General features: G+C 53.0%; 19 protein-coding genes and 6 tRNA genes. 13 read left to right on the plus strand and 12 right to left on the minus strand.

Translation table 11 applies throughout. The annotated features are described in order from the left end of the window. The first annotated feature begins 102 nt into the window (after positions 1-102). Together mgrA and KO1_RS09000 are read left to right on the plus strand one after the other, a co-directional pair. Positions 103-1,095 carry an L-glyceraldehyde 3-phosphate reductase gene (mgrA, locus tag KO1_RS08995; RefSeq protein WP_004104305.1) on the plus strand — a complete coding sequence of 331 codons (993 nt, stop codon included), beginning with the start codon at positions 103-105 and terminating at the stop codon, positions 1,093-1,095. Between the two features lie 130 nt (positions 1,096-1,225). After that, complete coding sequence (locus KO1_RS09000; RefSeq protein WP_004104306.1) at positions 1,226-1,573, plus strand: DUF2502 domain-containing protein; 348 nt, start codon at positions 1,226-1,228, stop codon at positions 1,571-1,573. A 42-nt stretch (positions 1,574-1,615) separates the two neighbouring features. Here KO1_RS09000 and KO1_RS09005 read toward each other — a convergent pair whose 3' ends face one another. Beyond that, a complete protein-coding gene (locus KO1_RS09005) occupies positions 1,616-2,851 on the minus strand; it encodes an Nramp family divalent metal transporter (RefSeq protein WP_004114311.1) in 1,236 nt (411 codons plus the stop codon). A 346-nt stretch (positions 2,852-3,197) separates the two neighbouring features. On the opposite strand from KO1_RS09005, the gene KO1_RS09010 reads away from it, so the two are divergent. Beyond that, positions 3,198-4,400, plus strand: coding sequence for a NupC/NupG family nucleoside CNT transporter (locus KO1_RS09010; protein WP_004104312.1), 1,203 nt, complete (start codon positions 3,198-3,200; stop codon positions 4,398-4,400). Between the two features lie 42 nt (positions 4,401-4,442). On the opposite strand, the gene KO1_RS09015 is transcribed toward KO1_RS09010, so the two are convergent. The 3 genes from KO1_RS09015 to KO1_RS09025 form a co-directional block, all read right to left on the minus strand. Continuing rightward, positions 4,443-6,623 carry an EAL domain-containing protein gene (locus KO1_RS09015; protein WP_023321395.1) on the minus strand — a complete coding sequence of 727 codons (2,181 nt, stop codon included), beginning with the start codon at positions 6,621-6,623 and terminating at the stop codon, positions 4,443-4,445. 197 nt (positions 6,624-6,820) lie between these two features. Next, positions 6,821-6,896: transfer RNA gene (locus tag KO1_RS09020), tRNA-Ala, on the minus strand. A gap of 41 nt (positions 6,897-6,937) precedes the next feature. After that, positions 6,938-7,013: transfer RNA gene (locus tag KO1_RS09025), tRNA-Ala, on the minus strand. A gap of 219 nt (positions 7,014-7,232) precedes the next feature. Here KO1_RS09025 and KO1_RS09030 point away from each other — a divergent pair. Both KO1_RS09030 and KO1_RS09035 read left to right on the plus strand, forming a co-directional pair. Continuing rightward, entirely contained in the window at positions 7,233-7,586 is a 354-nt protein-coding gene (locus KO1_RS09030; RefSeq protein ID WP_004104315.1) for a YfeC-like transcriptional regulator, read from the plus strand. A gap of 4 nt (positions 7,587-7,590) precedes the next feature. After that, positions 7,591-7,983 carry a YfeC-like transcriptional regulator gene (locus KO1_RS09035; RefSeq protein WP_004104316.1) on the plus strand — a complete coding sequence of 131 codons (393 nt, stop codon included), beginning with the start codon at positions 7,591-7,593 and terminating at the stop codon, positions 7,981-7,983. Positions 7,984-8,043: 60 nt separating this feature from the next. On the opposite strand, the gene gltX is transcribed toward KO1_RS09035, so the two are convergent. Beyond that, positions 8,044-9,462 carry a glutamate--tRNA ligase gene (gltX, locus tag KO1_RS09040; protein ID WP_023321396.1) on the minus strand — a complete coding sequence of 473 codons (1,419 nt, stop codon included), beginning with the start codon at positions 9,460-9,462 and terminating at the stop codon, positions 8,044-8,046. Positions 9,463-9,721: 259 nt separating this feature from the next. Between gltX and KO1_RS09045 the strand changes: the two genes are divergently transcribed. From KO1_RS09045 to KO1_RS09060, 4 genes are all read left to right on the plus strand, one after another. Beyond that, a tRNA-Val gene (locus KO1_RS09045) sits at positions 9,722-9,797 on the plus strand. Between the two features lie 44 nt (positions 9,798-9,841). Next, positions 9,842-9,917 (plus strand) — tRNA-Val (locus tag KO1_RS09050). A gap of 48 nt (positions 9,918-9,965) precedes the next feature. Continuing rightward, positions 9,966-10,041: transfer RNA gene (locus KO1_RS09055), tRNA-Val, on the plus strand. 4 nt (positions 10,042-10,045) lie between these two features. Further along, a tRNA-Lys gene (locus tag KO1_RS09060) sits at positions 10,046-10,121 on the plus strand. 316 nt (positions 10,122-10,437) lie between these two features. On the opposite strand, the gene KO1_RS09065 is transcribed toward KO1_RS09060, so the two are convergent. The 4 genes from KO1_RS09065 to KO1_RS09080 all read right to left on the minus strand — a co-directional run bounded on the left by KO1_RS09065 (position 10,438) and on the right by KO1_RS09080 (position 14,619). Next, a complete protein-coding gene (locus tag KO1_RS09065; protein WP_023321397.1) occupies positions 10,438-11,322 on the minus strand; it encodes a LysR family transcriptional regulator in 885 nt (294 codons plus the stop codon). 98 nt (positions 11,323-11,420) lie between these two features. After that, positions 11,421-12,677 (minus strand): nucleoside permease, encoded by a 1,257-nt coding sequence (locus tag KO1_RS09070; protein WP_004114318.1) that lies wholly within the window; start codon positions 12,675-12,677, stop codon positions 11,421-11,423. Positions 12,678-12,736: 59 nt separating this feature from the next. Continuing rightward, positions 12,737-13,570, minus strand: coding sequence for a xanthosine phosphorylase (gene xapA / locus KO1_RS09075; protein ID WP_004104320.1), 834 nt, complete (start codon positions 13,568-13,570; stop codon positions 12,737-12,739). Between the two features lie 122 nt (positions 13,571-13,692). Further along, complete coding sequence (locus KO1_RS09080) at positions 13,693-14,619, minus strand: LysR family transcriptional regulator (RefSeq protein WP_064406901.1); 927 nt, start codon at positions 14,617-14,619, stop codon at positions 13,693-13,695. Positions 14,620-14,708: 89 nt separating this feature from the next. On the opposite strand from KO1_RS09080, the gene KO1_RS09085 reads away from it, so the two are divergent. Beyond that, positions 14,709-15,707 carry a bile acid:sodium symporter family protein gene (locus tag KO1_RS09085; protein WP_004104330.1) on the plus strand — a complete coding sequence of 333 codons (999 nt, stop codon included), beginning with the start codon at positions 14,709-14,711 and terminating at the stop codon, positions 15,705-15,707. On the opposite strand, the gene KO1_RS09090 is transcribed toward KO1_RS09085, so the two are convergent. The 3 genes from KO1_RS09090 to zipA form a co-directional block, all read right to left on the minus strand. After that, positions 15,704-15,922, minus strand: coding sequence for a DUF3820 family protein (locus KO1_RS09090; RefSeq protein ID WP_004104331.1), 219 nt, complete (start codon positions 15,920-15,922; stop codon positions 15,704-15,706). The genes KO1_RS09085 and KO1_RS09090 overlap by 4 nt on opposite strands. Then, the gene (gene ligA / locus KO1_RS09095) at positions 15,915-17,939 is read right to left on the minus strand and encodes an NAD-dependent DNA ligase LigA (protein ID WP_004114323.1); all 2,025 of its coding nucleotides are present in this window, start codon (positions 17,937-17,939) and stop codon (positions 15,915-15,917) included. Before ligA ends, KO1_RS09090 begins: the two co-directional genes overlap by 8 nt. Before the next feature lie 74 nt (positions 17,940-18,013). Next, on the minus strand, positions 18,014-19,057 hold the full coding sequence (gene zipA, locus KO1_RS09100; protein ID WP_023321399.1) for a cell division protein ZipA: 1,044 nt from the start codon (positions 19,055-19,057) through the stop codon (positions 18,014-18,016). A 230-nt stretch (positions 19,058-19,287) separates the two neighbouring features. Between zipA and cysZ the strand changes: the two genes are divergently transcribed. The 3 genes from cysZ (at position 19,288) to ptsH (ending at position 21,819) form a co-directional block, all read left to right on the plus strand. Further along, complete coding sequence (cysZ, locus tag KO1_RS09105) at positions 19,288-20,049, plus strand: sulfate transporter CysZ (RefSeq protein ID WP_023321400.1); 762 nt, start codon at positions 19,288-19,290, stop codon at positions 20,047-20,049. Between the two features lie 159 nt (positions 20,050-20,208). Next, positions 20,209-21,180, plus strand: a complete 972-nt coding sequence (gene cysK, locus KO1_RS09110) for a cysteine synthase A (RefSeq protein WP_004104335.1) — start codon at positions 20,209-20,211, stop codon at positions 21,178-21,180. A 381-nt stretch (positions 21,181-21,561) separates the two neighbouring features. Beyond that, positions 21,562-21,819 carry a phosphocarrier protein Hpr gene (gene ptsH / locus KO1_RS09115; RefSeq protein WP_002913505.1) on the plus strand — a complete coding sequence of 86 codons (258 nt, stop codon included), beginning with the start codon at positions 21,562-21,564 and terminating at the stop codon, positions 21,817-21,819. The last annotated feature ends 29 nt before the right edge of the window (positions 21,820-21,848 follow it).

Genomic DNA, 21,848 nt, shown 5'->3' on the forward strand with positions numbered 1-21,848 from the left:
AGACGGTGGAAAGCAAAATTTACGCGTTCCGGGAGTATACTCGCCGGCAAACATTCTTTAGTGTAAACGTATACACAACCCTGTTTTAAGTGCGGAGGAAGTATGGTTTACCAGGCAAACACCACGCGATATCAAACGATGGAATACCGCCGTTGCGGTCATAGCGGGCTAAAGCTACCGGCAATTTCTCTTGGGCTTTGGCATAATTTCGGCGACGAAACGCGGGTGGAAACCAGCCGTCAGCTTCTGCGTCACGCATTCGATCTCGGCATCACCCATTTCGACCTGGCCAACAACTACGGGCCACCGCCGGGTTCCGCGGAGAGCAATTTTGGTCGCATCCTGAAAGAGGACTTCTTGCCCTATCGCGATGAACTGATTATCTCCAGTAAAGCCGGTTACACCATGTGGGACGGCCCCTATGGCGACTGGGGCTCACGCAAATATCTGATTGCCAGCCTCGACCAAAGCCTTAAACGAATGGGCCTCGACTATGTCGATATTTTCTACCACCACCGTCCCGATCCTGAAACGCCGCTGCAGGAAACCATGCGCGCGCTGGACCATCTCGTCCGCCAGGGGAAGGCCCTGTACGTTGGATTATCGAATTATCCTCTCGAACAGGCCCGGGAAGCCGTCAATATTCTTAACGAGCTGGGCACACCGTGTCTGATTCATCAGCCTAAATATTCCATGTTCGAACGCTGGGTCGAGGGGGGCTTACTCGATTTCCTGCAGAGCGCAGGGGTGGGAAGTATAGCGTTTTCACCGCTTGCCGGCGGCCAGTTAACTAACCGTTATCTGCACGGCATTCCGGCGGATTCCCGCGCCGCCAGCGGCAGTCAATTCCTGCAACCGGATCAGCTTACCGAAAGCAAACTGGAAAAGATTCGTCAACTTGACGCACTGGCCGAAGCCCGCGGGCAGAAGCTCTCGCAGATGGCCCTGGCCTGGGTGCTGCGCGACGAGAAAGTGACTTCGGTATTGATTGGCGCCAGCAAAACCACGCAGCTCGACGATGCGATTGGCATGCTGGAAAACCGCCGTTTCACCGCCGAAGAACAGGCAACGATTGACGCAATCCTTGCGGTGTAAATTCATTTTTACTTTAGCAAAAAGTGCTCTCACTGGCGATTTAGGAGTTCCTCCGATGCGACGGGGCTTTACTGCCCCGTAATATCGGGTTAACAGGCCGACAACGGCCCCGATCGTGAAGGAGAAGAGTATGTTCAGGTCACTGATTTTGGCTGCAGTGCTTCTGGCTTCAGCGCCATTGGTCGCTAACGCTGGTGAAATCACCCTGTTGCCATCAATAAAATTACAAATTGGCGATCGCGACAATTATGGTAACTACTGGGACGGTGGCGGCTGGCGCGACCGTGATTACTGGCGTAAACACTATGAATGGCGCGATAACCGCTGGCGTCGTCACGATAACGGCTGGCATCGCGGCTGGGATAAAGGTAAAGCCTACGAACGCGGCTATCGCGAAGGCTGGAAAGATCGCGACGACCGACGCGGCGGCTGGGGACGAGGCCATGGCGGCCGCGGCCATGGTCACGGGCATCATTAATCGCAAAAGGGAGCCATCCGGCTCCCTTTTTTAATTACCTGCTTAACCGACCAGCGTTCCAACAATCAGCCAGCCGTTGAGCACCACAACCACCGCGACAATCGCCCACCCCAGCACTTTCACCCACCGGGAATTAACCAGATCCCCCATCAGCCGCGCATTGCTGGTAAAGATGAGCAGCGGCACCAGCGCCAGGGCGATACCGAAGCTCAGCAAGACCTGGCTCATCACCAGAATACGCGTCGGATCAAGCCCCATCAAAATCACAATGAATGAAGGCAGCATGGTAATGGCCCGACGAAACCACAGCGGAATATGAAAGCGAATAAAACCCTGCATTACGACCTGCCCCGCCAGGGTGCCTACAACCGTGGAGGATAAACCGGCGGCGACCAGGCTCAGCCCAAAGATGGTGGCTGCCGCGTGGCTCAACAACGGCTCCAGCGTCAGATAGGCCTGATCGAGATCGGCAACGCCGGTGTGACCATTGAAATGGAAGGCCGCGGCGGCGGTCGCCATCATGGCCAGGTTAACAAAACCTGCGATGGTCATAGCGATGGCAACATCCCAGCGCGTGGCGTTATAGCGCTCTTTGCGCGTCCCCCCGTGCAGGTGCTGAGTGAGCGACGAGTGTAAATAGATAACATGCGGCATGATGGTCGCCCCCAATACCCCGGCGGCAAGGAATACCGCTTCGCTGGTTGGCAGAGACGGTACGAGCATGCCTTTCGCCAGCGGCGCCAGCGCCGGCTGGGAGAAGATAAGTTCAACGACATAAGCCGCCGCAACAAACAGCAGCAGTCCGCCGATGACTTTTTCCAGCGGTTTTTGTCCGCGGCGCTGTAGCATCAGGATCAGGAACGTCGCGATCCCCGTCAATACCGCGCCCTGCAGCAATGACACGCCGAGCACCAGCTTAAATCCAATGGCTGCGCCAATAAACTCTGCAAGGTCGGTCGCCATAGCGATAATTTCCGCCTGCACCCAGTAAAACCACACCACCGGACGCGGGTAGTGGTCGCGAATTTGCTCTGCCAGATTTTTACCGGTAGCGATACCCAGCTTCGCCGACATCACCTGAATCAGCATCGCCATCAGATTTGCCCACACGACCACCCATAGCAGTTGGTAGCCAAAGCTGGCGCCGGCCTGGATGTTAGTAGCGAAATTACCCGGATCGATATAGCCAATGGCAGCAATGAACGCAGGCCCCATCAGGGCGAGCTTAATCTTGCGCGCTGCGCGACCGCTGCTATTCTCAACGCGACTGTTTGTCATTTTCTGCCTCTGGAAATATAGCCTTTGCTATGTTTTATGCTATCAAAATGCGAATGATTATCAAGTTCATTTAGAGCGATGATAATGATTGCTGTGATAGGGGGGAACGATAGCAGGTCAGTAACTTAAAACCGGGGAACTGATAAATTCTCTTAATCAGTCATCAGAATAGTACAACAGCGCAACTTTTAAAACTTTTACGTAACATAACAAAAATGCATGGTTGATCACTATTTTTGCCATTAGTCACATATCCTTGCAATAGTGTGTGCTGGCTCTCGTTTTCTTTGCGCTTGTTACATAGAATGTGCACAGAAATTTAACCTGCCTCATATTTGGAGCAAATATGGACCGCGTCTTGCACTTTATTCTCGCGATCGTAGTGGTGGCTATTCTGGCCCTGTTGGTCAGCCACAACCGTAAGCAGATTCGTATTCGTTATGTCATTCAGCTGCTTGTCATTGAAGTGCTGCTGGCCTGGTTCTTCCTGAACTCTGACATTGGTCTGGGTTTTGTGAAGGGCTTCTCCGAGATGTTCGAAAAACTCCTCGGCTTTGCCAATGAAGGGACAAACTTTGTCTTCGGCAACATGAACGACAAAGGCCTGGCTTTCTTCTTCCTGAAAGTTCTGTGCCCTATCGTCTTCATTTCCGCGCTGATTGGTATTTTGCAGCATATTCGTATTCTGCCTATCGTCATTCGCGCGATCGGTACCGTACTGTCCAAAATCAACGGTATGGGCAAGCTGGAATCCTTTAACGCAGTCAGCTCGCTGATTCTGGGTCAGTCTGAAAACTTCATCGCGTATAAAGATATTCTTGGCAAAATGTCCCGCAACCGCATGTACACCATGGCTGCGACCGCGATGTCTACGGTATCCATGTCTATCGTAGGTGCGTACATGACCATGCTGCAGCCGAAATACGTTGTTGCGGCGCTGGTACTCAACATGTTCAGTACCTTTATCGTTCTGTCGCTGATTAACCCGTATCGCGTTGACGAAAGCGAAGAAAATCTGCAGATGTCTAATCTGCATGAAGGCCAAAGCTTCTTCGAAATGCTGGGTGAATATATCCTGGCGGGCTTTAAGGTGGCGATTATCGTCGCCGCCATGCTGATTGGCTTTATTGCCCTGATCTCCGCGCTGAACGCCCTGTTCGCCACCGTTACCGGCTGGTTTGGCTATAGCATCTCCTTCCAGGGGATCCTCGGCTATATCTTCTATCCGGTGGCGTGGGTCATGGGCGTACCGGCAGGCGAAGCGCTGCAGGTAGGTAGTATTATGGCAACCAAGCTGGTTTCTAACGAATTCGTCGCCATGATGGATCTGCAGAAAGTGGCCGCCACGCTCTCACCGCGTGCGGAAGGTATCATCTCTATCTTCCTGGTCTCCTTCGCTAACTTCTCATCTATCGGCATTATCGCTGGCGCAATTAAAGGCCTGAACGAAGAGCAAGGTAACGTGGTTTCTCGCTTCGGCCTGAAGCTGGTTTACGGTTCTACTCTGGTGAGCGTGCTTTCTGCGTCTATCGCCGCGCTGGTACTGTAATCCCTCTTCGCTAGAGAGAAAGCCGGGCAAGTCCCGGCTTTTTTACGTCCGCAGCTCGCTCAGCGGCTGCGGTTTACCTACCAGATACCCCTGGAGGTAATCGACCCCTAGCTGAAGAAGTTTTTCCCGCTGCTCCGGCGTTTCAACGTATTCCGCCACCACCTTCATCTTTTTAACCTTAGCCATTTCGATAATCGATTTGACCATAATGGCGTCCAGCGGATCGGTTTCGATATCCCGCACGAAGCAACCGTCAATTTTTAAAATATCGGCCTGCAGGCTTTTCAGCCGCTCATAGTTAGCGTAGCCGGTGCCAAAATCATCGATAGCGATAGCGCAGCCGAATTCTCGCAGCTGCTGTATGTTATGCATGCTGGTTTCCACATCGGAAAACGCCTGCTCTTCGGTGACTTCAATCGTAATCGCCTCCGCCGACAGGTTATAGCGTTTAAAAAGCGAGATAATTTGCGTCGCGCTATCCTTTTGCATCAGCGTATAGGGCAGTAGATTCACGGAGAAGTGCTGCCCTTGATGGTGCCTGAGCGAGCTGAACAGCGTTTCCAGTACCTGCATATCAAAGCGCTGGCTCAGATTAAACTGCGCGATCGGCGGAATAAACTTATCGGGCGTAATGATGTTATTACCGCAGCGCATACGGCAAAGAACTTCGTAGTATCCCTTTCCTGCGGCATCGCGGATGGGCTGGGCATACAGTACCAGACCGCGCTCGTTAAGCGCCTGCTTAATCTGCGCCAGCAGCCGGACCTGTTCGCTTGTTTGATCGGAAATCTGTTCCTGAGCGGCGTCAAGCGCTAACACGCGACGAGCCGCGCCGGCCTGCTCCGATAGCCAGCTAAGCTGACCAAGCATCGGGTGAATATCCGATTCGGTACCGCTATAGCCTCCCCACGATGCGCCAAACTCGAGATCCAACGTCTGGTTGTTCCAGCTGAACTTTTTATGGTTAAGCGTGGAAACGATATGATTTAAACGCGCCTCAGGTTCAGGGCCGTTTAGCACCAGCAATAGCTCGCTGCCGGGAAGCTGAAAAATCCGCTCTCCCTGAGACAATAGCGGCTGTAGCTTACAGGCGATTTGCCGTTTGCTCTCTACTCTCATCATCATGCCGTAATGGCGGCTAAGGAAATCCAGATTCTGTATTCGCAGGCTGCTTATAGCAACCGCGGGGTTACGCTGCAGATGACTCTCCAGCGCACGCAAATTGGGCAAACCGGTTAGCGGATCTTCTTCCGCCTGGTCTCGCCATCTGAACTTCATTCTTTCACTGCGCGCGTAGATATCCGCCATATAAAACAGACAGATAGTGAAACAAATTAGCACCGAAAGCACAAATGACAGGGAATATTCACTTTGTACCCCATGCAAAAAATTCTGGTTATAGGCCACGAGTAAAAATGCTGAAACGGACCACGAAATGCGAATCAGCGTATGCGCCAGACGACTAATACCAATAAAGTACAAAATGAAAATAAGAGGAACTAAATAACCAGCAATAAAAACAGAATCATAAGGCGTACATAGCACCAGTAATATTGCCGCCAGCGCTACAAACCAGTACAGCGTAAATACTCGCTGCTCGCGCACTTGCCATGAATGACAAAGATTGCGCCAGAATACTCGCGCATATCGCGGACTGATAATGATCCGCAACGGATAATAAAAGAAGGTCGTAAAAATTAACGCAGCGCTAATCAGGCTCTGTATATCGATAACGGTGTAGATAACCGACATATTGCCGAAATAGCTGGAAATCGCCAGCGGAAACGAAAAGAAGCGCCCCGCCAGATACATTGTGATCTTGAGCAGAATTGGCGCGAAGAAACCGCCCCAGAAAACCCTCACGCCCATATGTTTCGCCGTCAGCCCGGCGCGCCAGCGCCTTCCAAGCTGATAACGGACAATAGCGCAGGAGAGGAATACCGAGAAGAGCTGGCAAAAAAGCAGGATGACCGCCTGAGTGAAGGTCAGATCGATTATCCAGGAATTGGTAATCGCAAACGCGATTACCAATGGAGCAACGGCATAGCGGCCAAAAATAAAAAGCACAGCATACATTAAGCTCAACGGCAGCCATGCCAGATAAATTTGATTTCCGTCAATAATAGTTTGAGGAGAAATAAATCTGGACAGCGGAATGGCTATAAAGCAGACCAGAAGGGCCAGCAGAGTTTTTTTGATCTTAATGTTAAAATGATCAATCATTATTGTTAATTAAAACTCCTGCGGCAACAAATATATTTAGGCAGCAAATATTATGTTGCTTAATAAAGGCAGGCAAGATTTTAAATAGTGAAAAAATCTGAAATTACTTAACGCGGAGATTTACTGACTTATTCGGAAAGTACTTTACATTTCCCTGATAAAAACAAAAACCCCCGCCGCAGCGAGGGTTCGGAATTTGGTGGAGCTAAGCGGGATCGAACCGCTGACCTCTTGCATGCCATGCAAGCGCTCTCCCAGCTGAGCTATAGCCCCACAGGACCTCTTTACGAACCAAATCTGCTGGGTGCAGGATTTGGTGGAGCTAAGCGGGATCGAACCGCTGACCTCTTGCATGCCATGCAAGCGCTCTCCCAGCTGAGCTATAGCCCCGTAACGTAAAGCGTGTCGTGTTGACGGGCGGCATAATATGAATTCCTTCGTCAGGTGTCAACGGCAAAATGAATCCCCGCAATTTGATCGCTGAAAAAGCAGGCAAACGGCTGACATTGCGAGCCTTATCGCAGCCAGAAGCTAAACATGTCACTCTTTCCTGTAAAAGGATGCTATAACATGTGCAACTAATTCCCACATATTTACTCAGGAAATAGTATGCTCAAGGAACGAATGACACCTGAAGAAATAGCGCATCTGACTGGCTTCAGTCGGCAAACCATAAACAAATGGGTACGTAAAGAGGGGTGGCAAACCTCCCCGCGCCCCGGCGTTCAGGGCGGTAAAGCGCGCCTCGTACATGTCAATGAGCAGGTTCGCGAATTCATACGCAGCGCGCAGCGCGTGGCCGAAAACCCGGTCCCCTACTCCGCAACGGATAACGAACTGGAATCTCTGCTTCTTACGCTGTGCAAAGAGATGACGCCGGGTGAGCAAAAGTTGCTGATGTCGCTGCTGTTGCGTGAAGGGATCACCGGATTACTCAACCGACTGGGTATCCGCGATCGGTGAAAGCATGATGAAACTTAAAGATAAAATGACGCCAGCGGAGCTCGCCGAGAGTCTTAACCTCGCCCGACAAACCATAAACCGCTGGGCCAGAGAACAAAAATGGCGGACGGAACCGATACCCGGGGTCAAAGGGGGGCGCGCTCGTCTTATCGTCATCGACAGGCCGGTTATCGATTTCCTTGCAAATATTCCGGCGCTACGGCATCTGGCGATAGATAATCAGCTGGCTGAACAGCCCGTCAAATACTTTGTGAATGATGCTGACGCCATATGGCGGCAGATTGTCGAAACCATGCACCTGATGACCCCGACCGAACAGTTACACCTGCGCGATCTTCTTGCGCGCGAGGGGATTAGCGGATTTCTCTCCCGGCTTGGTATTACTGATGCAAAGTAGCAGGCAAAAAAAACGGCGGGGTTAGCTATCCCCGCCGTTTTGCAATGTCTGTTTCAAGTATCAGGATTGTTGGCTTTCGCGTTCAGCAATAAAGGCCAGCGCCTTATTGATACGTTCTACGCTACGGGATTTGCCAATTGCATGCACGGTCACATCAAGCGCCGGAGACTGGCCTGCGCCGGTTACGGCAACTCGCAGCGGCATCCCGACTTTGCCCATCCCGACTTCCAGTTCATCAGCCGTCGCCTGAATCGCGTGATGAACATTTTCCGCAGTCCAGTCACTGATAGCGGCTAATTTATCGCGTACCACTTCCAGCGGCTGACGAGCAACAGGGCGCAGGTGCTTTTTCGCCGCATCGGCATCAAACTCGGCAAAATCTTCATAGAAATAACGGCAGCTCGCCGCCATCTCTTTCAGCGTTTTGCAGCGTTCGCCCAGCAGCTTAACCAGCTCAGCCAACTGCGGGCCGTTACGGGTGTCGATATTTTCCTGCTCAATGTGCCACTGTAAATGCGTTGCCACATATTCCGGGGCCAGCGAGTTGATATAGTGATGGTTCAGCCACTGCAGTTTTTCGGTGTTGAACGCGCTCGCAGATTTGCTCACCGCTCCCAGGCTAAACAGCTTAATCATCTCTTCGCGAGAGAAAATTTCCTGGTCGCCGCTGGACCATCCCAGACGCACCAGATAGTTCAGCAGCGCTTCCGGCAGGTAGCCGTCGTCGCGATACTGCATAACGCTGACCGCGCCGTGACGCTTGGATAGTTTTTTACCGTCATCGCCGTTAATCATCGAAACGTGGGCGTAAACCGGCACAGGCGCTTTCAGCGCTTTCAGGATGTTAATCTGGCGCGGTGTATTGTTGATATGGTCTTCACCACGAATAACGTGGGTGATTTCCATATCCCAGTCGTCAACCACGACGCAGAAGTTATAGGTTGGAGAACCATCGGTACGGCGAATAATCAGATCGTCCAGCTCATGGTTGCTGAATTCGATCGGACCGCGGATCTGGTCGTCAAAAACAACGGACCCCTCTTCCGGGTTGGCAAAACGAACAACGCAAGGTTCATCATCAGCATGATGTTCTTGACCATGGCGGCAGCGACCGTCATAACGCGGCTTTTCGCCTTTTGCCATTTGTTCTTCACGCAGCGCTTCCAGACGCTCTTTAGAGCAATAGCATTTATAGGCCGTGCCCGCCTCCAGCATTTCATCAATGACGGCGTTATAGCGATCAAAACGCTTGGTCTGGAAGTACGGACCCTCATCCCATTCCAGGCTCAGCCAGTTCATACCATCCATGATGGCTTCAATGGCCTCCGGCGTGGAGCGCTCAAGATCGGTATCTTCAATACGCAGCACAAACTCACCGCCGTGGTTACGTGCAAAAAGCCAGGAATAGAGAGCAGTACGCGCGCCGCCAACGTGCAGATAGCCTGTCGGGCTGGGCGCGAAGCGAGTTTTGATTTTCATGAAGTGGCCTTACGTTTGATAAAGGTGCCGACACGCGGCAGTGTTCGTTGGATTTTATGGAGGAATATTCTAACACCGTGGGCTGATTCCTCAATGTTGTTACCGTTTCAACGTCACGCTTTACCCTTTTTGTTTATAAATCATGCGTCATAGATGACATTGCGATCGTTTTGTTTAATTTTACGACGAACAAACAAATTATTTAGAAAAGGCGTTGACTCATTTTCAACTCTCCCTATAATGCGACTCCACACAGCGGGGGTGATTAGCTCAGCTGGGAGAGCACCTCCCTTACAAGGAGGGGGTCGGCGGTTCGAACCCGTCATCACCCACCAACTACTTTACGTAGTCTCCGCCGTGTAGCAAGAAATTGAGAAGTGGGTGATTAGCTCAGCTGGGAGAGCACCTCCCTTACAAGGAGGGGGTCGGCGGTTCGATCCCGTCATCACCCACCACTTTCTCGCCAGCTGGATTTCTTGTCATAAAATGTGAAGTACCGAAGTGGGTGATTAGCTCAGCTGGGAGAGCACCTCCCTTACAAGGAGGGGGTCGGCGGTTCGATCCCGTCATCACCCACCACTTCGGGTCGTTAGCTCAGTTGGTAGAGCAGTTGACTTTTAATCAATTGGTCGCAGGTTCGAATCCTGCACGACCCACCAATGTAAAAAAGCGCCCTAAAGGCGCTTTTTTGCTATCTGCGATTCAAAAGATTCGAACCTGCTGCAGGTTCGGGTCGACAAAATTGTCGGGAACAATTTTGTACAACGCGTAGCGTTGCCCGAAGGGCGAGTCTCAGGATGAGACGAGTAGCGAAGAGAGACAACGGAGCCGCCTGCGGCGACGGCCCGAAGGGCAAGCGAAGCGAGTCATCCTGCACGACCCACCAATGTAAAAAAGCGCCCTAAAGGCGCTTTTTTGCTATCTGCAGTATACGAAACCGGCACAGGCCTTCATCTTGCTATCCGGCACTGACCATCAATTCACCAGCGCCGCTACCAGCTTCTCCAGCGCGGGCGTCGCCTGTTGTTGGTCATAGACAATATACAAGTCAGCGGGTATGCGCTCTTCCAGCGGACGAAACACAACGCCCGGCCAGGTCATTTGCGCATAGCTATCGGCGATGAGCGTAATGCCAATTCCCATGCTGACCATAGCCAGTACCGTTTGCGGCTCCATCACTTCACGGATAATCATCGGCAAGAATCCGGCACTCTGACAGACGCGCTGCAAAAACGTCCAGTCGGTATGTATTGAAGGCATCGTAACAAAATATTCGTTACGCAGCGCCGCAAGCGGGATCGCCTCACGCACCGCCAGCGGATGCTCCTCCGGCATGGCCACCAGAAAAGAGGACTCGTGCAAACGCAAGCTGGTAAATCCTGGCGTAGGCGCTGTCGCCATCCGCCAGACGCCGGCATCCAGCTCCCGTCGCTCCAGCATCGCCATCTGCATGGCGGGCATGTTCTCGCGGAAAAGCACCTCTACGTTAGGGTTCTCTTTCAAAAAACGCCGCATTACCGGGCGCATTTTCCCCCACATCGCCGTACCTATCACGCCCAGTTCTACCCTCCCCGCCTCACCCCGGCCAATCTGCTCAACTCGCGCCAGCGCCTGATTGGCGCTGGAAAGCAGGCGGCGGGACTCCTCCATCAGAATTTTTCCAGCATGGGTCAACGCCACGCTGCGGGAGTGGCGAACAAACAGCAGCGTACCGAGCTGCTGCTCCAGCTCCTTGATGTGGATACTAAGCGGCGGTTGCGACATGTTCAGACGAGCAGCCGCACGACCAAAATGCAGCTCTTCTGCGACAGCCAGAAAATAGCGCAATAATTTCAGATCGATACGATGCGTGCGTTCCATGGGACATGCGCTCCTGAGGCGAAGGATAATGCGCAAAGTTACCACACTGCATCCTGGAAAATGAAACGGCCGAGTATAAACTCCGCCGCTGAAGAAGATTAATGCGTCAGCGCTTTGTTGATAAGTTTCTCAGGCTCATGTTGATAGCGGAAGAACAGGGCAAAAATAACCGCCAGCAGTAATGAATAGGCGGCGAACACCAGCCAGATAGTCTGCCACTCTTTTACGCCATCAATAGAGAAGTAATCAACGGCCATACCGCTCAGAACTGAACCAACCCATGCTCCAATGCCGTTCACCATGGTCATAAACAGGCCCTGGGCGCTGGCGCGAATATTGGCACTGACCTCCTGCTCAACAAATACCGATCCAGAAATATTAAAGAAGTCGAATGCGCAGCCGTAAACAATCATCGACATCAACAGCAACACAAAACCGAACGGAGAGGGATCGCCAAAAGCGAAAAGGCCAAAGCGCAGCGTCCATGCCAGCATACTCATCAGCATGACTGTTTTGATGCCAAAGCGTTTAAGAAAGAACGGTATGGTGAGGATGAAAGCGACCTCCGCCATCTGCGACACCGAAAGCAAAATTGAGGGATAACGTACGACAAAGCTGTCGGCAAACTCCGGATTGCGGGCAAAATCATGCAGGAAAGGATTACCGAAGACGTTAGTTATTTGCAGTACCGCTCCCAGCATCATCGCAAAAAAGAAGAAAATGGCCATCCGCGGATTTTTAAATAACACAAAGGCATCCAGCCCCAGCCGGCTGGCCAGGGTGGTTCCGGCTTTCTTCTCGACGACAGGAATTTTCGGTAACGTAAATGCATAAATCGCCAGTAATAGCGACGCGGCAGAGGCGATATATAGCTGTGCGCTGCTTAACTCCAGCCCCATCAGGCTCACCGTCCACATTGCGGCAATAAAACCGAGAGTGCCAAAAACGCGAATGGGAGGAAACGCGGTCGCCGGATCCTGGCCGGACTGCGACAGACATGAATAGCAGACGCTGTTAGACAAGGAGATAGTGGGCATGTAGACCATCGCGTTAATGAGCATCACCCAGAACATCGTATCCGGATCGGTCACGGTCGTCGCATAAAGAAGCACTCCCGCGCCAACCAAATGGCAGAACATATAGGCCCGTTCTGCACGAAGCCATTTATCAGCAATGATCCCCATGATGCCGGGCATGATAATGGCCGCCAGCCCCTTAGAGCTATACACCATGCCGACGTTTGCGCCGGTGAAATGCAGCGTATTGATCATGTAAGAACCCAGGGTGACCAGCCAGCTTCCCCAGATAAAATATTGCAAAAACGACATGAGCTTTAAGCGAGAAGCGATACCCATTTTTTCCGTTCCTTGCCATTAAAGTAAGACCCCGCAAGCGGGGTCAATATTTATTATTTTCAGGCCAGTTTGCGTAAGAAGCCGCAGATCAGGTTGATAAAGTTCTGCCGGGAAAGTTCGGCCGCTGCCAGGGTTTGCGCGTGGGATAACTTCACATCGCCCAGACCTTCAGCCAGATTAGTAATCGCTGCAACAGCCACCACTTTCAACCCGCAATGGCGGGCGCTTATCACCTCCGGCACCACGGACATCCCCACCACATCGCCGCCGATAATTTGCATCATGCGGATCTCAGCCGCCGTTTCAAAATTCGGCCCGGGATAGGAGACAAATACGCCTTCAGTCAGCGGAAAACCCTCCTCTGCCGCAACGCGCTGCAGAACGGCGCGATAATCCGCATCATAGGCATTTGCCAGCGAGAAAAAGCGCTCGCCGAAGCGTTCATCATTCAGGCCCACCATCGGCGTACCCGGCATAGTATTAATATGATCGCTCAGCGCCACCAGACTTCCCGGCCCCACTTCCGGACGAAGAGAACCGGCTGCGTTAGTACAAAACAGCAGTTCACATCCCAGAAGCTTTAGCGTACGGATGGCATCGGTCATGACCGTCATGCCGCGCCCTTCGTAGAAGTGCCCGCGCCCCTTCATGCAGGCAACCGGTACGCCAGCCAGGTTTCCCAACACCAGCTCGCCGGCATGGCCGTGAACGGTACTCACCGGGAATCCAGGCAGCTTCTCGTATGAAATTGCCACTGCATCTTCAATTTGCTCCGCTAGCGCCCCAAGACCCGAACCAAGAATAAAAGCCACCCGCGGCATAAAGTCCGGCTTATGTCCGCGAATGATGTCTGCGCTATACCATGGGTTCTGTGAAAAAAGCGTGTCGCTCATAAGCTGTCCTTAGAAACTGAAGAATCGATAAGTTAATTGGCTACCATGATGTTATAACGAGGGTACGCAATCGATTACCAATACAGTTTTCCCGGACGTTCGATATCAAAAAGCTATTGATTTCATTTCTGATACAAGGGGTCATTCTCGCGCAAAGCGGTCAGCTGGCCAGCCTGATGCCGCACCACCTCCCACAGCGCTTCTGCGGCAGTTGAAAGCGAGCGATTTTTACGCCGCGCCAGCATCAGCTGACGCTCCACCACCGGAGTGAGTCGTTTCACCTGCAAATGGCTGCCCTGAGGAAGCGGCAGCGCTAATGCGGGTAAAATACTGATACCTATCCCCGACTCAACCATCGGAAATAGCGTGGCCGGATGACCGATTTCCTGCACGATATTCGCTTTAACGGCAAATCCCGAGAGCGCGGCGTCAATCAGCGGACGACTACCAGAAGCATAATCCTGCAGAACCAGCCGCTGCTGCTGGAGGTCTTGCCAGTTCACCGCGCTCCGTCCGGCAAAAGGGTGATCGCTACGGCAAAGCAACAGAAAAGGTTCGGCGAGCACCGTCTCACACTGTAAATCGGTAGCAGCGCCAGGATCGATCACAATGCCAAAATCCACTTCCCCCTGGCGGATACTCTCCAGCACCCACTGCTGGGGGCGGTCGTGTAGTACGAAATCGATTTCCGGATAACGACGGTTGCTGTCGGCAATGCACTGCGGGATAAGATGGGCGGAAATAGTCTGGCTGGCCGCCACCCGGACGGTTCCCATCAGCTGCTGCCCGACGCGTCCGGCCTCTCGCAGCGTGCCGTTTAGTTCATCCAACAGACGCTCAAGCCGGGCCGCGAGCAGCTGGCCGGCCTCCGTAAGCACCACTTCGCGCGTCGTTCGGTCAAGCAAGCGTACCCCGGTCTGATGCTCCAGCTCTTTGACGCTATGGCTTACCGCTGACTGGCTAAGGCCAATACTCTCCCCTGCCCGGCTAAAGCTTTTGACGCGAGCAACGGTCACAAAAACCTTCAACTGTCGTAGCGAGTAATTCATCTCTTTTTTTCATGAATAGATGCAATAAATCGATTTTATTTCTCAAACTAAAGAAAGCACAATAGCGACATCGATTTTCAGGAGCGTTTATGAAATTTTTCCGCATTCTTGATCCATTCACCCTAACGTTAGTCACCGTCGTCCTGCTGGCCTCTTTTTTTCCTGCTCGCGGCGGATTTGTCCCCTTCTTTGAGCATTTAACTACCGCCGCCATCGCGCTGCTGTTTTTTATGCACGGCGCCAAACTCTCGCGTGAGGCGATCGTTGCCGGAGGAAGCCACTGGCGTTTACATCTCTGGGTCATGTGCAGCACGTTTATCGTTTTTCCCGTGCTTGGCGTGCTGTTTGCCTGGTGGGCGCCTGTCAACGTCGATCCGGCGCTATACACCGGGTTTATTTATCTCTGCATTCTGCCAGCCACCGTCCAGTCGGCCATCGCGTTTACTTCCCTGGCGGGCGGTAACGTGGCGGCAGCGGTATGCTCGGCCTCGGCCTCAAGCCTGCTGGGGATCTTCATTTCGCCTTTGCTGGTCGGCCTGCTGATGAATCTGCACGGCGCGGGCGGGAGTCTGGAGCAGGTTGGTAAAATCATGCTGCAGCTGCTGCTGCCGTTTGTGCTGGGGCATCTTTCTCGCCCATGGATTGGCAACTGGGTGACAAAACATAAAAAGTGGATCTCAAAAACCGATCAGACCTCTATCCTGCTGGTCGTTTATTCGGCATTCAGCGAGGCAGTCGTGAACGGTATCTGGCACAAAGTGGGTATCGGATCGCTGCTGTTCATCGTTATTGTCAGCATCGTGCTGCTGGCAATTGTGATAGCTATTAACGTGTTTGTAGCGCGCAGGTGTGGGTTTAATAAAGCGGATGAAATTACGATTGTCTTCTGCGGGTCGAAAAAGAGCCTGGCGAACGGCATTCCAATGGCCAATATTCTCTTCCCGACCTCAATCCTGGGGATCATGGTGCTGCCGCTGATGATCTTCCATCAGATTCAGCTCATGGTGTGCGCAGTGCTGGCGAGGCGCTATAAGCGCCAGGCCGAAGCATTGCAGGCGCAGGAAAAAAACCGCGCCTCCGAAGCTTAACGCGGACGCTTAAGGGGCTGGACCAGACCGGTCAGCCCCTCTGTTTTAATCAACAGGGTTAATGCCATCAGTTCGCCGAGATGCCCGGCAGGAAATTGATCCTTGCGGGCAAACCACAGCAGATACTCTTCCGGCACATCAATTAATCGACGGCCTTTGTACTTGCCAAACGGCATTTCCGTATTGGCAATTTCAATAAGCTGCTCTTTATCCACGCGACTCTCCGAGCAGGCGCAGCATTTCGTCTTCATCGATTACCGCAATTCCCAGCTCCTGCGCTTTAGCGAGCTTAGAACCCGCAGCCTCCCCGGCGATAACCAGGTCGGTTTTCTTCGACACGCTGCCCGCAACCTTCGCGCCCAGCGCAACCAGCTGCGCTTTCGCATCGTCACGAGAGAGCTGGCTCAGGCTACCGGTCAGAACAATCGTTTTTCCGGCGAACGGGCTATCAATCTCTTCAGCATTGACCACTACCGGCGCAGGCCAGCGGACGCCCTCTTTACGCAGCTGAGCGATAACTTCGCGGTTGCTCTCTTCGGCAAAGAAATTACGCACGTGCGTGGCGACGACAATCCCGACATCCGGCACTTTTTGCAGATCGTCAATCGAGGCCTGCTCAAGCGCCTCAATAGTGCCAAAGTGGGCCGCTAAACCGGCTGCCGTCGCCTCACCCACTTCACGGATCCCCAGCGCATAAAGAAAACGAGCGAAGGTGGTCTCTTTTGACTTCTCGAGGGCATCCACGATGTTCTGCGCTGATTTTGGCCCCATGCGATCGAGCCCGGTGAGTTTACCCGGCGTCAGCTGAAAGAGATCGGCTGGCGTGTGCACATACTCTTTTTCTACCAGTTGATCGATGATTTTATCGCCCATACCATCGACGTCCAGAGCGCGACGGGAGACAAAATGCTTGAGCGACTCTTTGCGCTGCGCGCCGCAGATCAATCCGCCGGTACAGCGCGTTACCACTTCGCCTTCAACGCGTTCGACGTCGGAGTGGCATACCGGACAATGGGTTGGGAACACGATTTCCTGCGTCTCTTCCGGGCGTTCTGAGAGCACAACGTTCACGACCTGGGGAATCACATCTCCGGCACGACGAATAACTACCTTATCGCCGATGCGCAGTCCCAGGCGCTCGATTTCATCGGCATTGTGGAGGGTCGCGTTGCTGACCAGTACTCCGGCGACGTGTACCGGCTCAAGACGCGCAACCGGCGTGATGGCGCCGGTTCGCCCGACCTGAAACTCAACGTCGCGCACGAAAGTCATCTGCTCCTGCGCCGGAAACTTAAACGCCACCGCCCAGCGCGGCGCGCGGGCTACGAAGCCAAGCTGTTCCTGTAACGCAAGCGAATCGACTTTGATCACCACTCCGTCGATATCAAATCCCAGATTCGGTCGATCTTCTTCTACCTTGCGATAGTAAGTAAGCACTTCCTCTGGCGTATGGCAGAGTTTTACGCGCTCGCTGACCGGCAGCCCCCAGAACTTAAACTGCTGCAAGCGTGCCGAGTGGCTGGCCGGCAGCTCGCCGCCTTCCAGCACGCCCACGCCATAGCAAAAGAAAGTGAGCGGACGCTTCGCGGTAATCCGCGGATCGAGCTGACGTAAAGAACCTGCTGCGGCGTTACGCGGGTTAGCAAAGACTTTCCCCCCGGTTCGCCGGGCCTCTTCATTAATTTTTTCGAACCCTGCCTGCGGCAGAAACACCTCTCCGCGAACCTCAAGCCGCTGCGGAATATTGTCGCCGCGTAGCTTCAGGGGGATCGCGCGGATGGTACGCACGTTGGAGGTAATATCTTCACCGGTCGTTCCATCTCCGCGGGTCGCCGCCTGTACCAGCAAGCCGTTCTCATAGAGGATACTGACCGCCAGGCCATCCAGCTTGAGCTCGCAGCAGTAGGTAAGATCATCACTATTTTTCAGACGGTCCTGCACCCGCTTGTTAAACGCGAGGAAACTCTCCTCATCAAAGACGTTATCGAGCGACAGCATCGGAACTTCATGGCGGATCTGGCTAAAGGAGGCTAGCGGTGCGGCGCCGACGCGCTGGGTGGGCGAGTCTGGGGTGATCAGCTCCGGGTGCTGAGCTTCCAGCTCGCGCAGTTCACGCATTAACCGGTCGTATTCCGCATCAGGAATTTCCGGCGTATCCATGACGTGGTAGAGATATTCATGATGGCGAAGCGTGGTTCGCAGTTCAGTCAGTTTTTGTTCGTTCGATTCCATATCACACCATCAATGATAAAAAACCCCCGACGGGCGGGGGTTCAGGATAAGTAGATTAAACGCAAAAAGCGGGATCAGGCGTTCGCCTCTTTTACTTCACGAATGCGGTCCTGATATTCACGCAGTTTTTGCGGCGTCATCATACGACGCTGGTCGTCCAGCACCACGCCACCAACTTCATCGGCGATGTACTGCGCGGACTGCAGCATCAGCTTAAAGTTTTGCAGTTCATCGCCAAAGGACGGAACCTGCATAAAGATAGTCACCCCAGGGGTCATCATATCCGCCATGCTGTCCGGATTAAAGGTGCCAGGTTTGACCATATTCGCCAGACTGAAAAGCACCTGGCCGCTACCGTCCGGGCTCAGGTGACGATGGAAAATATTCATATCGCCAAATTTGAAGCCCGCCTGCTGGATACTGTTGATGAGCAGCTCTCCGTTAAGCTGCGAGCCATGATGCGCGGCAACGTTCATCACGATGACCGTCTCCTTGCGCTCTTTAGGCTGCGGCGCTGCCGGCTGCGGCTCAGGGGCCGGAGGTTCAGGCGTCGGCTGCGGCTGCGGAGCGGCAACAGGCTGCTGTTGAACCGGCTGCTGCACATGCTGAACGGGTTGCTGCACATGCTGCTGTGGCTGCGGCGATTGCTGTGGCTGCGTTTGCGGCGGCTGCTGGGGCTGCACGGGCTGTGTCACCGGCTGCTGCGTCGGCGCGGCATAATGCGGTTGCTGAACCGGAGCCTGAGGGTGAACCGGTTGCTGATGCGGCTGCTGCGCTGCACGGGCAGGCTCTTCCGGGCGCACAGGCTGCTGCGCCTGACGCTCATAAGGAGGCTGATACTGGTGCTGCGGCGGCTGACGAGGTGCTTCATGCTCCCCATGAACGCCGTTCGGCGCATGACTCGCCCGATGAACCCGGACTTCACCAACGCCTTCAACATCGTCATCAAAGTCGTCGCCTTCCGACTCTTCATCGTCGCGAGACTTCATACGTTTCAGTGGGCGATCGCGAAACATCGAGGAACGTTCTTTACGGCTGGTCCAAAAACCGTGCACCAGTAAAGCGATTATGGCGATCGCGCCAACAATGATTAATATCAGACGCAAATCCTGCATCATTATATTCTCTGTTGTTCTAACACCTTGCCACCACGGCAAACATTTACTCACTAAGAGTATTTGCCGATTACATCAAGTGCAAGTGCGTCTGGGGCTTTCACTACATAAAGATGAACTAAATCGTGCTTTTTGCTGTTTTTTCGAACATTTCCTAACTGGTTATTGTCGGCTAACCCGATAAAATAGCCCGACATTCAGCCTGGATGTTAAAAAAGGAGTATCACCTGACTATGGTTTCATCATCCGTAACGACCCCGCGCAGTGGCGTCTACTATTTTTCGCAGGGTTGGAAGCTGATCGGGCTGCCGGGGATCCGTCGATACGTCTTCCTCCCTCTACTCGTCAACATCGTGCTGATGGGTGGCGCATTCTGGTGGATGTTCACGCGACTGGATAGCTGGATCCCTTCTTTGATGAGCCATGTTCCTGAATGGCTGCAATGGCTTAACTATCTGCTGTGGCCCATCGTCGTCATTTCTATTCTGCTGGTGTTCGGCTACTTCTTCTCGACTATCGCCAACTGGATTGCCGCGCCCTTTAGCGGCCTTCTGGCCGAGCAGCTTGAGGCGCGTCTGACTGGCGCGACGCCGCCGGACGTCGGAATTTTCGGTATCCTGAAAGATGTGCCGCGCATCATGAAGCGCGAGTGGCAGAAGTTTGCCTGGTATCTGCCGCGGGCGATCGTCCTTTTGCTTCTCTATTTTATTCCCGGTTTCGGCCAGACCGTCGCCCCGGTGCTGTGGTTCCTGTTCAGCGCCTGGATGCTGGCGATTCAATACTGCGATTATCCTTTTGATAACCATAAAGTGCCGTTTAAAACCATGCGCCAGGCGCTACGCACCCGCAAAGTCACCAACATGCAGTTTGGCGCTCTGACCAGCCTGTTTACCATGATCCCGGTGCTCAACCTCGTGATCCTGCCCGTCGCAATTTGCGGCGCGACGGCGATGTGGGTTGATTGCTACCGTGACAAACACGCGATGTGGAAATAGCGCTATCTCGTTCGGAGCGGCTTATGCCGCTCCTTATTACTTCTGGCTTGCCATTATTTCCCTTCCGAATATAGATATGCTAAATCCTTACTTCCGCATATTCTTTAAGCGGGTATGCTGAAGCCGTACTCCCAAATTTCATACAGTTAAGGACAGGCCATGAGTAAGATTTTTGAAGACAACTCCCTGACTATCGGCCATACGCCGCTGGTACGACTGAACCGCATCGGTAACGGGCGCATCCTGGCAAAGGTAGAATCACGTAACCCGAGCTTTAGCGTAAAATGCCGTATCGGTGCCAATATGATTTGGGATGCCGAAAAACGCGGCGTGCTGAAACCCGGCGTTGAGCTGGTAGAACCTACCAGCGGTAATACTGGTATCGCGCTGGCCTACGTGGCGGCGGCGCGCGGTTACAAATTGACGCTGACGATGCCCGAGACGATGAGCATCGAACGCCGTAAACTGCTGAAGGCGCTGGGCGCCAATCTGGTCCTGACCGAAGGCGCAAAAGGCATGAAGGGCGCCATCCAGAAGGCCGAAGAGATCGTCGCCAGCAATCCGGAGAAATTCCTGCTGCTGCAGCAGTTTAGCAACCCGGCCAACCCGGAAATTCACGAAAAAACCACCGGCCCGGAAATCTGGGAAGATACCGATGGTCAGGTCGACGTCTTCATCTCCGGCGTCGGTACCGGTGGTACGCTGACCGGCGTGAGCCGCTATATCAAAGGCACCAAAGGTAAAAAAGATCTGATTACCGTTGCCGTAGAACCTACCGATTCCCCGGTTATCGCCCAGGCGCTGGCAGGCGAAGAGCTTAAGCCCGGCCCGCATAAAATTCAGGGTATTGGCGCAGGATTCATTCCCGGCAACCTGGATTTGAAACTGGTTGATAAAGTGGTAGCGATCACCAACGAGGAGGCGATCTCCACCGCACGCCGTCTGATGGAAGAGGAAGGCATTCTGGCTGGTATCTCTTCCGGCGCCGCCGTTGCCGCTGCGCTGAAGCTGCAGGAGGATGAATCCTTTACCAACAAGAATATTGTGGTTATCCTACCCTCTTCAGGTGAGCGCTATTTAAGCACTGCATTGTTTGCGGATCTGTTCACAGAGAAAGAACTGCAACAGTAATGCCAGCTTGTTAATATCGTGTAAAAAAGCACCTTTTCAGGTGCTTTTTTGTGGCGCACATCAAACTTTTACCCCTCCTGGCATTGATTCACTTCGTTGGGTCTGGTATTTAACCAGCACATTTATTTCGATGCGCGAAATTATTCCGATTGGGATTTCCATAAGCTGAATCGATTTTATGATTTGGTTCAAGTCTTCCTTTAGCGGCATAATGTTTAATGACGTGGTAGACGTTAACGGCCTGAAGGTTTCCACAGCGATTCTCAGCTGCTGGTGCCGAAGCCGGACACGTAATGCCGGCGCTAACGATACAGGCTAAAGTTTGGCCGTTAGGCTAAACTTTAGGTCCACAACACTAAACCTATAAGTTGGGGAAATATAATGTTCCAGCAAGAAGTTACTATTACCGCTCCGAACGGTCTGCACACCCGCCCTGCTGCTCAGTTTGTTAAAGAAGCAAAAGGCTTCACTTCTGAGATCACTGTAACCTCCAACGGCAAAAGCGCCAGCGCCAAAAGCCTGTTCAAACTGCAGACTCTGGGCCTGACCCAGGGTACCGTTGTAACTCTCTCTGCCGAAGGCGAAGATGAGCAAAAAGCAGTTGAGCATCTGGTTAAACTGATGGCTGAACTCGAGTAAGTTCACGGGTTCTTTTTAATATCAGTCAC

The organism is Klebsiella oxytoca NBRC 105695, from assembly GCF_001598695.1.
Classification (GTDB): domain Bacteria; phylum Pseudomonadota; class Gammaproteobacteria; order Enterobacterales; family Enterobacteriaceae; genus Klebsiella; species Klebsiella oxytoca.